We start from the raw sequence: 13,296 nt of genomic DNA, 5'->3' as shown, positions 1-13,296 counted from the left end.
CGGCGGAACCAACCCCAACGCCAAGGTAAACAGCTTGTCTTCGTCCATCATTAACCTTCCCTAGATCAGCAATGCCCTAAGACTACCGTACCCTCGTATCCACTCCAAGTAGCGAGGAGCCACCCGCTTTGCCCCCCCTTCATAACCGTTTAATGAACTACGTTTGTCATTTTGTCGAAGAATATCCGCCGACTTTTTCAGTAACCGTTCCACTGCCGGGTCATTGAGTTCGACGAAAGCCGCTATGATCTCTGGGATGTTACTGACTCCACCCCATTGATTACGAGGGAGAAGTTCTATAGGTTTGTCAACATGAATGACTTTCTCCCCTTCGACAGTCAGTAAAATACTTACTTGAGAGGTTTCGGCCTCGGTAAGCCGACTTAGGGTAGAGCCATCTAGTGTCACATCAAGGTCTGAGAGGTGATACCGCTGGTGTGCGCCGACTGATGCAATATGCCAATGTTTCGTAGAGATGAACGGCGGTACAGAGGATATCGTTAGTCGTACGTCCCTAATCAAACAATCCCCATTATTGACGACAACCATTTCACGCAATATTGGTAATGAATTCTGATAGAAGGCTAGATTTATGCTTGGAGCTAATGTTGCCTCAATGAGGACGATTGCCTCGGCATCTGTGTCGATACGAATCTCAGACTCCATCTAGCACCACCTGTCTATCATCTTTTTTTGATGTTGAGTTACCATTTCAGCATGTAAAAATCATACCAGTGTCAATGAATACCTGTTTTCCTCAAGGAGGCCAAATCATGAGCAGACTACATAACATGCTTACTATTTACATCGTATCGGGATGTATAGGCAGGCACAACAAGTGTTTTGGAATGGCGGAGGATGCCCCTAAGCAATTAGAGTACTCATTCTGACCATAGGCCTCAACTGTCTGTTTTTCAGCCTACTGTCGTCCATCAGTGCTCAACGGCGGCATGGCAGCGGAAGCGGTCATTCGCGCCCAGTATCTTGAGGAGTGATATTTAGTAGGCGGCGTGCTCGCCATCTGGCATATTTCAGAACTGACAGATTGGGAGAAGCCGGACAGAGCGGGTGTTTGGCAGGTAGAACGGCTACGAGAGGTTCAGCGTAGAACATATGGGATTGCAGCATTGCCGGTAAATGCTGAACCCGCATAATACCTACCTGTATTTTTCCGTAGATCAATGCATCTATTTGTTCGAGAGAGTTTAACTCTTCCAGTATGGTGGACCCATGAGTCAAGGCAAAAAGAGCGGGAGTTTAAGCTAGTCTGGTTTCTAACATTGCAGCAGAATGGCGCTGCCCCAAATCGTCCCTGAGTAATGGTCATGCTGCGACTTTTGGATAGCGGTCCATAATGCAGGCGCCGCCCCCTTGCCCTGTCAGGTTACCTGATCTGGTGTCAGATAGCCGAGGGACTGATGCGGGCGGCGACTATTGTAAAAAGCAAAGTAGGCAGTCAGCCCAACCATAAGTTCTGGTACATGGCCATAGCCCCGCAGGTAAATATCCTCGTACTTCACACTGCGCCAAAGCCGCTCCACGAAGATGTTATCCAGGGCGCGGCCACGACGAGCTATGCTCGAAAGTGGTGTACGGGCCGTTACAACTGGCTTGAATGAGGTGGCGTACTGTTGCTACAAAGGGTTTCCGACTCAAAGAGCAACATAAGGAGTACGCCGTGGAAAAGAATACCGTAATAGCAGGTGGGATGGGAGAGTTGGGTCTGGGCATTGAAGGGATACTTCGACGCGCGGCACGCTCTCTGATTGAGCAGGCCATAGAGGCAGAGGTGGCGGTATTGCTGGAAGAATTTGCGACGGTGCGGATGGTTGATGGGCGTCAGGCGGTCGTGCGTAATGGGCATCTGCCGGAGCGCGAGATCCTGACCGCTCTGGGTCCGGTACCCGTCAAAGTACCCAAGGTGCGGGACCGCTCAGGATCGGGGATCAAATTCAATTCGGTACTGGCGCCTCCGTATGTACGCAAATCACGAACGGTAGCCGCTACAGTACCTTGGCTCTATCTGCATGGGGTGTCTTCCGGCCACATGCAGGAAGCCCTTTCCATTTTGCTGGGTGATGAGGCCAAGGGACTTTCACCTGCGGTGTTGGGACGTCTCAAGGCGGAGTGGGCGCAAGAGTATGCCCATTGGCAACACCGCTCCCTACAGGGAAAGCGCTATGCTTACTGGTGGGTAGACGGTATTTATACGAACCTCCGTGCGGAGGAGGATCCGCGTATCTGCCTGCTGGTGATTATCGGCGTGACGGCAGAGGGCAAGAAAGAGCTGGTCAGTGTCAGTGACGGCCTGCGCGAATCCAAAGCTTCCTGGCTGGAGATCCTGCGTGACCTGCAGGCGCGCGGTCTGGAGACGGCCCCTTTGCTCGCCATTGGGGATGGTGCCATGGGGTTTTGGGCCGCACTGGATGAAGCCTATCCCGAAACTGGTCAGCAACGCTGCTGGGTGCATAAGACCGCCAACATTCTCAACGAACTTCCCAAAGCCCAACAGAGCAAAGCCAAGGCAGCGTTGCAGGAAATCTGGATGGCCGCCAATCGCCAGGCTGCGGAAAAAGCACTGGACGTGTTTGTGCGCAATTACCAGGCAAAGTATCCCAAGGCTGTGGCTAAACTGGAAAAAGATCGGGCTGAATTGCTCGCTTTCTATGATTTTCCGGCCGAACACTGGCGGCATATCCGGACCACCAATGCCATTGAGTCCACCTTCGCTACGGTACGCCACCGGACTACCCGGACGAAGAACTGTGTATCACGCAGCAGCTTTCTGGGGTTGGGTTTCAAGATGCTGCAGCAGGCTGAAAAACGCTGGATTGGGATTTATGCTCCAGAGAAAGTCCTGCAGCTTTTTGCAGGGGTGAAATTTATCGATGGCTTACCGTCTAACCTCATCCTGCCGGATGATCAACAGACCGCCGCCTGATCTATGTCAGAAAATGCTCATACACCAGATTTGACTATAGCTCGTCGCCAAGCCCAACCCGTCATTCCGGCGGACGCGCTGAAGCACTCCGTTGAATTCAGACGTTAGTCTTTACAAGGGGCACTTTCATCATGTCGAAATACCGGCAAGTTGCGGTTCTTGCTGCCAGGCGCGCTCAATCGGACGTCCCTGAGCTACGTTATATGTAAATTGCATTACGTAGGCCGAGGTGTTCTACAAAAGATTTGAAATCTTTATCTGAAAACAGCAGGGGGAGGTGATGTTCAATGCAAAACGATGCAATTATTACATCGGCAGTCTTTCTGATGGTAATTCCCTTTTTGCGTAGCTTGTGAAAATTATCCGCGCTCTGCACTACCAATTTTGTACCAAGCAATTCGAATATTTTTAGCGCGCTGGAGACCATCTCGACGCCAAAGATGGTCTGTATCTGCAACATGGTGACTACGACTCACGGCGCACTGGAAATCCTCATCCTAAGTTTCGCCTAATTCCGTCATGACATACTGATAGACAGGCGCTGGGTGGTTGATAGACACCTCGATTAAGCGTTCTCAACCTTCAGGGAGCATTGGATTTATGGCATTACGATTATGGTCAGCCTTCACGGTTGGCCTGTTGTTACTGCTGACAGGATGCGCGCATTATCAGGCAGCGCCTTTGCCTGAGCATCTGTCCTCCAGGCAGGATCTGCATCAGAAAATGGCAGCGGCATTGGCGCGGATGTACTCCCATGTCCAGTCAATGGATTTGCAGGGACCATTTTCCGGGAAGGATCTTGGAACCATTGCGGTGTTGCTCAACCCGCAGTTGCGAGCCATGCGGGCCAATCTGGGGGTCGCCCAGGCGCAGGTTTTCGCGGCCGGATTGCTTCCCGATCCCCAACTGTCACTCAGTGCGGACTTGCCCAGCAATGTCGCAGTCGGCTACTACAATGCCTATAGCATGGGTTTGAGTTGGAGCCTCGCCAGTCTGTTTACCCGCTCAGCCAATCTGGATATTGCCCGCGCCCAGCAGAAATCCGTGCAATATCAAGTCGCCTGGCAGGAGTGGATGCAAGCCGGTAATACGCGCGTACTTGCCCGTCAGCTTTATTATTTGCAGGCGCAGGAAGCGGTCGCGGCAGCAGCGGCCAGGACCTCCGGGAAATTGTATCAAGCCGCCGCTGAAAATTTACGTCTGGGGGATAGCACCATCACTACCGCTTCACTGCGGCAAATTGCCTGGCTGGATAGTCAGGATCGGGCTTTGGCCTTAGGTCGACAAGTCATGGATACCCGCCAGAAACTCAACCAGGCTATTGGTTTGCCCCCGAAAATGACGCTCAACATAAAGCCCCCGCAGCTTAGGAAAAGCATGCCCGATGCGGCGTCATTAGTGAAATTGGCAGACCAGCACCGCTTGGACCTGGTGGCTCTGCGGGCCGGTTATCAGGCGCAGGAAGCCCGGGTACGGCGGGCCATTCTGGGTCAATATCCGGGTTTCACCATCGGTTTCGGAAAGGCTGCGGATACTTCCAATATACAAAGCTACAGCCCGAGTTTGACCCTGGATATTCCCCTCTGGAACCGGAATCGTGGGGCCATTGCCGAAAGCGAGGCTACCCGTACTCAACTGCGGGCAGCCTATGCCGCCCGTTTGTTTCAGACCCGCGCTGACATTTACCGTCTGGTGACGGACCTCCACCGTTTGGCCCGGGAAATCCTGCCCCTGCAGCAACAGGTCCCGGAACTGGAGAAAGCCGAAAACCGCTTACGCAAGGCGGCTGCCGAACATGACGTGACCTTGCTGGATTATGAAACCATACGCAGCCAGTCCCTGGCGAAGCGTCTGCAATTACTGGCGCTGCAGGAGTCCTATGCCGCCCAGCAGGCTGCTCTGGAAATGGCGGTTGGCGTACCTTATGCCGATTGGGAGAGTCAGAAATGAGAACACGGTTTTCGGGCGGAAAAATTCTGGCCTGGGGATGCTGCCTGTGCTTGCTGTTTGCGGGATCTGCCGGGGCAGAGGTTTCCGCTCTGGTAAAAGTTACGCCAGCGCGCATGATGTCCATGGCCGATCAGTTGCGGGTCTACGGTACCGTAGAGTTTGCGCCGGAAGATGGCAGGACCATCGTGCTGCCAGCCGAAACCCTGGTCAATCAGGTGTTGGTGGCTGCCGGGCAGAGGGTCAGGCAAGGACAACCTTTGCTGCAGATACAGGCTTCGGTCAGCGATCAACTGCAACGGAAACAGGCGGAAATTGCCCTGAAATTCGCCATTGCCGACCAGCAACGGGTGGCAAGCCTGCGCCAGCGCCAACTGGCAACCAATAGCCAACTGCAGGCGGCCGATCAATCGCTGGCCCGGGCGCGGGCCGCCTTGCAGGATATCCAGTTGCGTCTGCAACAACTGCAAAAAGGACAGGTCTCTGCGCCCATCAACGGGGTAGTGACCATCGTACATGTCCATCAGGGTGATCTCGTCCCCGCTGGCCAGCCTTTGCTCAGTTTGAGTACGGCTAATGCCCTGCGGGTGTTGTTGGGGGTAGAGCCAGCAGATTTGTCGCGCATACAGGTGGGAGATTCCGTGCAGCTGCTCCCGGTATATGGAGGGCAGGCAGCGGTGCATGGAAAAATCCAGCAGATTTATAGTCAGATTGATCCGCAAACGCGACTTGCCCAGGTGGTGGTCCCTTTGCCTGCAAGTCCCGATTTAATGCCGGGTGCCATGCTGCAGGCGGAAATTATTCTGCATCGACAAAAGGCTGTGGCGGTTCCGGAAAGTGCGGTTCTTCAGCAGGGCGGTAAATCCTATTGTTTCATAGATGTGGCGGGCAAAGCCCAAAAACGCTGGGTGAAAACGGGTTGGCAGCAGGATGGCTGGATTGCGGTCAACCAAGGGCTGAGCGCAGGTGATTCGGTGGTCAGTCTCGGCAACTATGAGCTGAAAAACGGCATGGCCTTGCGGATAGAAGGGAAATCCTGATGGGTGCCTGGTTACTGCAGCATCGGCGTTCCATGCTTTTCCTGTTGCTGGTATTGGTCCTGGCGGGTCTGATGGCCGCCATGAAAATGCCGGTGGCCCTGTTTCCCAATGTGGTTTTCCCACGGATCGAAGTCTCGGTAAATTCCGGGAACATGCCCATTCAACAGACAGAAATTGCGGTCACCCGGCCGTTGGAACAGGCCTTGCGGGCGGTTCCCGGTGTCGAGCGCATTCGTTCTACCACGGCGCGTGGTGCCGCCGATGTATCTGTGCAGTTTGCCTGGGGCAGCAATATGACCGAAGCTTTGTTGCAGGCGGAATCGGCAGTCAACAAGGTATTGCCCGCTTTGCCGCCAGACACCCGGTTTACGGCGCGGCGCATGGATCCGACCGTGTTTCCGGTGCTGGGTCTGTCGCTGACCTCGGATCGTCTGGATCCGGTTGCCCTGCGGCGCTATGCCGAATATGACCTGCGGCCGCTGCTGCTGGCTATCCACGGCGTGGCGCAGGTCGAAGTGCAGGGCGGAGCGCGTAAGGAATATCAGGTGGTGGTGGATCCCATGCGTCTGCAGAGTTATGGGCTGCGTCTGACGGCGGTGGAGCAGGCACTGAGTAATGGCAATGTCATTACCGCCGTGGGTCGATTGCAACGACATTACCGCCTCTACCAGATTCTGAGTGAAAGCCCCCTGAAAAATGTGCAGGATATCCGTCATATCGTACTGAAGACCGGTACGGCCGGGGTCGTGGACCTGGCCGATGTGGCCGAGGTTCGGATAGGAACCGCACCCCAGTGGACCACAGTGACGGCCAATGGCAAAAATGCTGTGCTGGTCAATATCAAGCAGCAGATGGGTGCCAATACAGTGGCCATTGATCAGGCTATCCGGACTCTGCTGCGCAAGGATGCCAAGAGCATTCCGGCAGGGATAAAGCTGAGTACCTGGTACGATCAGAGTCAGTTGATTACCGCTGCTGCATCCAGTGTACGGGATGCCATTTTTATCGGCGCGGCTTTGGCGGCTTTGGTGCTGCTGGTGTTTTTGCGGAACTTGCGGCTGACCTTCATTGTGGCCATCGTGCTGCCCAGTGTGCTCCTCGCCAGCGTGCTGATCCTGTATGTGTTGCACCAGAGCTTCAATATCATGACGCTGGGGGGCATGGCGGCAGCTGTGGGCCTGGTAGTAGATGATGCTGTGGTCATGCTCGAACACATCATGCGCCGCATTACCGATAACCCCAGTGAAGGTAAGCCGGTGTCCGTGCTGCATTCTGCCCTGGAAATGAGTAAACCCCTGGCGGGCTCATCGGCAGCAACCATCATCATTTTCATACCGCTGGCCTCTTTATCCGGGGTTACCGGTGCTTTTTTTCAGGCATTGGCCATTTCCATTGCAGCGGCCCTGTTGGTGTCCTTTCTGGTGGCTTATCTGGCGGTGCCCCTCCTCGCCGATTTGCTCCTGAGACCCCGGGATGCCAGGCAGGCCGAACATCAGGGCCGTTTTTTGGCCTGGTTCAGCCGCATGTATGGGCATTATCTGGAAAAACTGTTGCGGCGACCATTGTTTTTATCTTTGATTGTGCTGGCCTTTCTGCTGTTGGGAGGATGGTCCTACACCCAGGTGGGCAGTGGTTTCATGCCCGCGATGGACGAGGGGGGCTTCGTGCTGGATTATACCGCTGCTCCCGGTACTTCTCTGGCGGAAACGGATCGACTGCTGGATCAGGTACAGCAGATTCTCGCCCAGAATCGGGATGTGGCCAGTTATTCACGGCGCACGGGTCTGCAGTTGGGCGGCGGCATCACAGAAGCGAACACCGGAGACTTTTTTATCCGCCTCAAGGCGCAGCGACAGCACACCATCTGGCAGGTGATGCAGGCCGTTCGTGCGCAGATTCATAATCAGGTTCCGGGGTTGCGGGTGCAAACGGGGCAACTGATGGAAGATCTTATCGGAGATTTAACCGCCGTCCCTCAGCCTGTCGAAATCAAGCTCTTCGGTGCGGATCCCCAAACGCTGCAAAAACTGGCCCGGCAAGTGGCTGGACAAATCCGGCAGGTGCCGGGTGTTGTCGAGGTGTTTGATGGGATTGTCATTGCCGGTGACGCCGTTGATATTCATGTGGATCCGGTGAAGGCGGCCCTGGAGGGAATGACTCCCGGTCAGGTCAGCAGCCAGTTGCAAACCTTGATGGCGGGCCGTGTGGTCAGTCGAATACCCCAAGGCCAGGAAATGATCGGGGTCCGCGTCCGCGCTCCCCATGCACTCTGGAGTGAAATCCATCGCCTGCGACAACTCCCCATAATTGCCCCCGATGGGCATTATCTGACCCTGGGGCAGGTGGCCGAAATTCGGATGCAATCCGGGCAGGCGGAACTGAACTCCGAAAACCTCAAACCCATGGTGGCAGTGACAGCCCGTATTGAGGGGCGGGCGATGAGTACGGTGATGGGCGAGGTGAAGGTCCGTCTGGCCCACCTGCAGTTACCCCGAGGGGTCTACCTGCAATATGGCGGATTGTATCGCGAACAACAACAGTCCATGCGCGAACTGGCGCTGGTGCTGCTGGCGGCCATTCTGCTGGTGACGGTATTGCTGCTGTTTCTCTACGAGCGTTTTACCGTGGTCCTGAGTATTCTCGCTACGGCGCTTCTGGCTTTGGGCAGTGTGTTTATCGGCCTGTGGCTGACCGGCACTGAGCGTAATATTACCGCCATGATCGGGATGACCATGATTGTTGGCATTGTCACGGAAACGGCGATTTTCTTTTTTGCGGAAGCGCAGTCTGCGGAGTCCCATGAACTGGTTCGGGCTGGTAAGGCGCGGCTACGGCCGGTGCTGATGACGGCCATTATCGCCATTTTGGCCCTCATGCCGCTGGCCTTGGGGATGGGTGCCGGGGCACAAATGCAGGCACCTTTGGCCATCGCCATTATTTCCGGATTGCTGGCTGAAATTCCTCTGGTACTGCTGGTGATGCCTGGAATTTACGCGTGGCTGGAAAGACTTTCTAAAAAGGGATCAGTGCGCGTTATACACTGATCCATTGGTTCAGGGAAAGGCCCGTCCTTGTGAAAGGGAGTCATGATGCTACTACCATGCGCGGGTCGCTAAACAATATTTTAGTCCCTCAGGTATGTCTTGGTTCTTTGTTGCTTTCGACAACATACCGGACAGTTGGTACCTTATGTTTTCATTATCTAACAGAGGAGAATGGTCATGACCACACTTACCCTTACCCCACCTTCGGAAGCCACCGGCGAGCTGGCAGAACTCTATGCGGCCATTGAGAAATCTTTCGGAGGCGTCCCGGAAGGCCTGCAATTATTTGGTGTCAGCCCCAAATTGCTGGCCATTCAAATGCAGTTATTGGGGTATTTCGGACAGCATCCACGCCTTTCGGCTAACTTTCTGGCATTGCTGCGTTATATCCTCTCAGAAGATGGACACTGCCAGTTTTGCATTGGTTTCAATCAGTCGCTGCTGGTCAATGCCGGAATCTCGCCCGAGGCTATCCAGAAAGCCCTCGAAAATCCCCGTAATGGTCCCTTGGCCGAGCGCGAAAATCTGTTGCTGGATTATGTGGTCCGTGCGGTGAGAAATCCTCATGCTGTCAAAGATGCTGAGGTTGACCAACTGCGCCAGGAAGGCTGGACGGATCAGGACATTTTCGACGCTGTTGCCCACGGTGCCCAGCATACTGCCGTAGATATTCTCTTTGAAACGTTTCGGGTGGCGCCTTTGTAGCCTCCTGAAAATCTATGGCTGGCGCGATTTAGTGCTTGTGTAAATGATGCATGTCCGGCACGTGAGGGTGGCTGTGGGTGAGGGGCTCGTGATGATGCGGATGCGCATGGCGGGTTCCTGGAGCAACCGGAAAGGCATGGGCGTGTTGGTGATGGACGTCATGGATATGCATGTGGGCATGATCCATGGCCTCATGGGAATGGACATGATCGTGGCGTTCATCCAGATGCATCCAGATGCCCCAGGCCATCAGTGCTGCCGCGATCAGTAGTAGCGGGGTGACCGGAGTACCCAGGATGATGACGCTGAGAATGGCCCCAAAGAAGGGAGCGCTTGAAAAATAGGCCCCCGTGCGGGCACTGCCCAGATGGCGTAAGCTAACCACAAACAGGGCGAGGCTGACCCCGTAAGCAAAAAATCCCAGAATCATGGCAGCAATGGCATCGGGTAGAGCCGGTATTGCGCTGCCCAGCCATAAGGCGAGTAGCAGATTGACGCTACCCGCGACCCATCCCTTGTTGGCGGCAATCCAGCTGGAATCCGTCAGGGAGACTTTCCGGGTCAGATTATTGTCTACACCCCAGGCAAAGCAGGCGGCAATGATGGCCGCTGCTGGCCACAACTGTTGGATATGAAATTGCAGTGTTCCGGCACCGGGCCAGCTGAGCAGCACCATGCCGAGCACAATGGCGAACATGCCCCAGGCAATCCGACGATCAAAGTTTTCCTTGAACACCCACCAGGCCAGCAGCGTGGTGAATACGGATTCGGCATTGAGCAGCAAGGAGGCATTGGATGCTGCCGCACCCCGCAGTCCGAACATGAACAGCACTGGTGCGATGATGCCTCCTGCCAGTACGGAGGCTCCAAACCAGAAAGTGTCTGCACGCGATAAATGGACGCGCGGACTGCGGCGCAGCAGTCGATACACGCTGAGCCCCAGACCGGAACCCAGATAAAGCAGGGCCGCGAGCATCCAGGGGCTGACCGACGCCAGGAGAATTTTGGCCAGAGGGGTGCTGGCACCAAAAAGCAGGGCGGAGAAAATCGCTGCCGGAATTCCGGGACGAATCAGTTTCTGGATCATATTCATGGAATTATGCTCAGCATCCTGGCTCAGTACGAGTGGAACAGGAATTATACGTCCATATGGCGCGTCGCGGCTTGTGCCGATAGTATCCGATTACGTCTACCTGCCGATCCATTGTCGTCTCGCGAGGATTTCATTATCCAGACTGCAATTTTATAAATCAATTCATGGGTCAGCTTCTGGCCCGATCAGAGTGAATCCTGCTTGCCAGGATGGTTTTGTGCTTGCGGTGCTGACGGGCGATGGCTATCCTGCCTTTTTCTCCAGTGAGTGCCTATTTTGATGGAAGCCATCACGGATAATGTACCCTCACTCCTGCGCGAAACGTCGCTTTTTTCGGCCTGGCCAGAAGCGTTGCTGGATTCCTTACTGAAGCACAGCAAAACAGTCCATTTGGGATCAGGCGATATTCTGTTTGTCGAAAAGGCGACCGCAAATGCTTTTTATCTGGTCCTCTCCGGTCGTATTCATCTGATTGCTGCTGCCGCCACTGGTCAGGAAAAAATTGTTGAAATTATTCGGGAAAACGATCTATTTGCCGAAGCCGTTGCTTTTCTGGGGGGATGTTATCCAGTAACGGCTGCTGCGGAAGGTTCCACAACGGTTCTGGAAATACCCCTCGCCTTATTTCTGGAAATTCTGGAGCAAAGGCCCCAGTTGATGCGGCAGATGCTGGCACGGCTGAGTATGCGCTTACATTTTCTGGTCAAGGAGCTCCGCCAGCTCAGTGTCGAGTCGGCAGAACAACGTCTGGTAAGTTATCTGCTGGATTTGTGTCCGGCTCTGGATGCTGCAGCTGTTGTGGAGCTTCCCGCCAAAAAATCAGCAGTAGCTGCCCGTCTGGGCTTGACCCCGGAAACCCTGTCCCGCTTGCTATTGCGTATGCGCAAAGCCGGGCTGATTACAGTCAATCGCCGCGTGCTGGATATTCCCGATCCACGTGCCCTGCAGTGTTGGGCCGCCGGTCATTCGTCATAACGTTTGAAGTAGGCCGGTCGTGATGGTGTCAGGATCAGCAGGACTGTGATAGCAAAAACTCCCGAAGTACCACAGCACCATTATGGATTTTATCGTGGGCGGCATACAGCAGAATGACCGGCCGACCTTCCGCATTATCCAGTAAACGACAGGCTTCTTCCTGGTGTTCGGCAAGTTCTTTCAGATAACGCTCACGAAACTCGGTCCAGCGATCCTCTACATGCCCAAACCATTGACGCAAGGCGGTGCTGGGTGTGAGTTCCTTGGGCCAGTCGTCCAGGGGAAGATCCTCCTTGCGCACCCCGCGCGGCCAGAGACGTTCAGCGAGCACGTGGTAGCCTGCTGGCAGAGGGCGCTCATAGACGCGCCAGGTAATGATCTCAGGGGATTGCGATCGCAACGGCGAATGGGATGTCATGGTATATGTCCCTCTTTCTCCAGGCGGTTTAAGAGCAGAAGAAAATACAGCATGCCAGCATAGGGTTGCCAAGGCTGCAACCTTTTGGCTACCTGCGTATAGTCCGGAGCAGACTTTTCTTCCAGCCACTGATACAAGGCCTTGCGGGCACCTACATCATCACCTGGGAACACGTCCAGACGCCCCAGCCCGCGCAGTAACACATATTCTGTAGACCAACGGCCGACACCGCGCAACTGATGCAGGCGCTGTGCGGCTTCAGAATTGCTCAGGCCTTGCCAGTTTTCACGCGCCAGTTGACCTGCTGCAGCACTTTCTGCAATGCCTTGCAAGAACTTCGCCTTCTGGATACTGAATCCCAGTCTGCGCAGGCTGGCTGCTTCCTGCTGCAGTAAGGCGGCGGGGTTCGGGAAAGGCACAAGCAGGTCCGTTACTTCGGGATCGTTACCGCACAGCCTTGCCATGCGGTTGAGCAGGAGAATGCCGACATGCAGGCTCAATTGCTGGCAGGCAATGGCATTACTCAGCGCTTCGAAGAGGGAGGAAAAACGCGGCGGCCTGAATCCTTGAAAGCGATCCGCCAGAGCTGCCAGCCGCAAGTCGCTGGCGGCCATCGCGTAGAAGGGGCGAAGATCCTGGTCCAGACCCAGCATCCACGAAAGTTGCCTGCTGACCCAGGCAACGCTTGACGCATCAACGCAGTTCCCCTGGACTTCTCCTTCCAGCAGTGGCGTCCTGCCTGCCTGAGTTTGCCAAAGCCGGACCTCCAGCCTGTTTCCTGAATATTGCCAGGCCCGCCGGTAGATTTCGCCATCCCAGCTATCTATCTGATTATGAGCCTGACGACGGAGTGCCCAGACGGTCAGGTCCAGGCGAAAGGGCGCGGGCGGGCTGAGCGTAAAACGGCTTGCGGCCTGATTCATGGATCATTCCGAACAGCGCATACACTGCACTCCATAGCGTTTGATCCAGGCCTCCAGTGCTTCAATAGCTTCACTACCGGTTTTGACGTTGTCCAGGGCATGTTGGGGATCATCCGGTTTGACGCGGGCAATCCAGGCGTCCTTGTAAGGATCAATATTGATCAGGTGCGGGTCTTCCAACAATTGCTCGTTGCGGGCAATGACTTCACC

General features: G+C 54.9%; 10 protein-coding genes and 2 pseudogenes. 6 read left to right on the top strand and 6 right to left on the bottom strand.

What is annotated here, in order from left to right; all coding sequences use genetic code 11:
• Positions 1-60: 60 nt before the first annotated feature.
• Both H7F08_RS13795 and H7F08_RS13790 read right to left on the bottom strand, forming a co-directional pair.
• Positions 61-666: a hypothetical protein gene (locus H7F08_RS13795; RefSeq protein WP_193640837.1), complete on the bottom strand. Its 606-nt coding sequence runs from the start codon at positions 664-666 to the stop codon at positions 61-63.
• A gap of 657 nt (positions 667-1,323) precedes the next feature.
• Positions 1,324-1,574, bottom strand: a pseudogene (locus H7F08_RS13790) (integrase core domain-containing protein); the annotation flags it as partial.
• 134 nt (positions 1,575-1,708) lie between these two features.
• Between H7F08_RS13790 and H7F08_RS13785 the strand changes: the two are divergent.
• The 5 genes from H7F08_RS13785 to H7F08_RS13765 all read left to right on the top strand — a co-directional run bounded on the left by H7F08_RS13785 (position 1,709) and on the right by H7F08_RS13765 (position 9,677).
• Positions 1,709-2,941 (top strand): IS256 family transposase, encoded by a 1,233-nt coding sequence (locus H7F08_RS13785; RefSeq protein WP_227487888.1) that lies wholly within the window; start codon positions 1,709-1,711, stop codon positions 2,939-2,941.
• 600 nt (positions 2,942-3,541) lie between these two features.
• On the top strand, positions 3,542-4,891 hold the full coding sequence (locus H7F08_RS13780; RefSeq protein ID WP_193640835.1) for a TolC family protein: 1,350 nt from the start codon (positions 3,542-3,544) through the stop codon (positions 4,889-4,891).
• Positions 4,888-5,928 (top strand): efflux RND transporter periplasmic adaptor subunit, encoded by a 1,041-nt coding sequence (locus tag H7F08_RS13775; protein WP_193640834.1) that lies wholly within the window; start codon positions 4,888-4,890, stop codon positions 5,926-5,928. Before H7F08_RS13780 ends, H7F08_RS13775 begins: the two co-directional genes overlap by 4 nt.
• Positions 5,928-8,972, top strand: a complete 3,045-nt coding sequence (locus H7F08_RS13770; protein WP_193640833.1) for an efflux RND transporter permease subunit — start codon at positions 5,928-5,930, stop codon at positions 8,970-8,972. The genes H7F08_RS13775 and H7F08_RS13770 overlap by 1 nt, the downstream gene beginning before the upstream one ends.
• Before the next feature lie 177 nt (positions 8,973-9,149).
• The gene (locus H7F08_RS13765; protein WP_024895191.1) at positions 9,150-9,677 is read left to right on the top strand and encodes a carboxymuconolactone decarboxylase family protein; all 528 of its coding nucleotides are present in this window, start codon (positions 9,150-9,152) and stop codon (positions 9,675-9,677) included.
• Between the two features lie 28 nt (positions 9,678-9,705).
• Here H7F08_RS13765 and H7F08_RS13760 read toward each other — a convergent pair whose 3' ends face one another.
• Complete coding sequence (locus H7F08_RS13760; RefSeq protein WP_193640832.1) at positions 9,706-10,770, bottom strand: DMT family transporter; 1,065 nt, start codon at positions 10,768-10,770, stop codon at positions 9,706-9,708.
• Positions 10,771-11,049: 279 nt separating this feature from the next.
• On the opposite strand from H7F08_RS13760, the gene H7F08_RS13755 reads away from it, so the two are divergent.
• Positions 11,050-11,745, top strand: a complete 696-nt coding sequence (locus H7F08_RS13755; protein WP_193640838.1) for a Crp/Fnr family transcriptional regulator — start codon at positions 11,050-11,052, stop codon at positions 11,743-11,745.
• Positions 11,746-11,779: 34 nt separating this feature from the next.
• On the opposite strand, the gene H7F08_RS13750 is transcribed toward H7F08_RS13755, so the two are convergent.
• From H7F08_RS13750 to H7F08_RS13740, 3 genes and pseudogenes are all read right to left on the bottom strand, one after another.
• Positions 11,780-12,163: a DUF488 domain-containing protein gene (locus H7F08_RS13750; protein ID WP_193640831.1), complete on the bottom strand. Its 384-nt coding sequence runs from the start codon at positions 12,161-12,163 to the stop codon at positions 11,780-11,782.
• Entirely contained in the window at positions 12,160-13,086 is a 927-nt protein-coding gene (locus tag H7F08_RS13745) for a DNA-3-methyladenine glycosylase family protein (protein WP_193640830.1), read from the bottom strand. Before H7F08_RS13745 ends, H7F08_RS13750 begins: the two co-directional genes overlap by 4 nt.
• Before the next feature lie 3 nt (positions 13,087-13,089).
• A pseudogene (locus H7F08_RS13740) lies at positions 13,090-13,296 on the bottom strand (glycine cleavage system protein H); the annotation flags it as partial.

This window comes from Acidithiobacillus sp. HP-11 (assembly GCF_015100075.1).
In the GTDB taxonomy this organism is placed as follows: domain Bacteria; phylum Pseudomonadota; class Gammaproteobacteria; order Acidithiobacillales; family Acidithiobacillaceae; genus Acidithiobacillus; species Acidithiobacillus thiooxidans.
Note: the sequence above shows the minus strand (reverse complement) of the source record. Positions and strands in the feature narration are given on the sequence as shown.

Bases quoted from the DNA above. Each gene is read 5' to 3' on its own strand.
- H7F08_RS13795 (WP_193640837.1), bottom strand. From the start codon at position 666: ATGGAGTCTGAGATTCGTATCGACACAGATGCCGAGGCAATCGTCCTC.
- H7F08_RS13785 (WP_227487888.1), top strand. From the start codon at position 1,709: ATGGGAGAGTTGGGTCTGGGCATTGAAGGGATACTTCGACGCGCGGCA.
- H7F08_RS13780 (WP_193640835.1), top strand. From the start codon at position 3,542: ATGGCATTACGATTATGGTCAGCCTTCACGGTTGGCCTGTTGTTACTG.
- H7F08_RS13775 (WP_193640834.1), top strand. From the start codon at position 4,888: ATGAGAACACGGTTTTCGGGCGGAAAAATTCTGGCCTGGGGATGCTGC.
- H7F08_RS13770 (WP_193640833.1), top strand. From the start codon at position 5,928: ATGGGTGCCTGGTTACTGCAGCATCGGCGTTCCATGCTTTTCCTGTTG.
- H7F08_RS13765 (WP_024895191.1), top strand. From the start codon at position 9,150: ATGACCACACTTACCCTTACCCCACCTTCGGAAGCCACCGGCGAGCTG.
- H7F08_RS13760 (WP_193640832.1), bottom strand. From the start codon at position 10,770: ATGAATATGATCCAGAAACTGATTCGTCCCGGAATTCCGGCAGCGATT.
- H7F08_RS13755 (WP_193640838.1), top strand. From the start codon at position 11,050: ATGGAAGCCATCACGGATAATGTACCCTCACTCCTGCGCGAAACGTCG.
- H7F08_RS13750 (WP_193640831.1), bottom strand. From the start codon at position 12,163: ATGACATCCCATTCGCCGTTGCGATCGCAATCCCCTGAGATCATTACC.
- H7F08_RS13745 (WP_193640830.1), bottom strand. From the start codon at position 13,086: ATGAATCAGGCCGCAAGCCGTTTTACGCTCAGCCCGCCCGCGCCCTTT.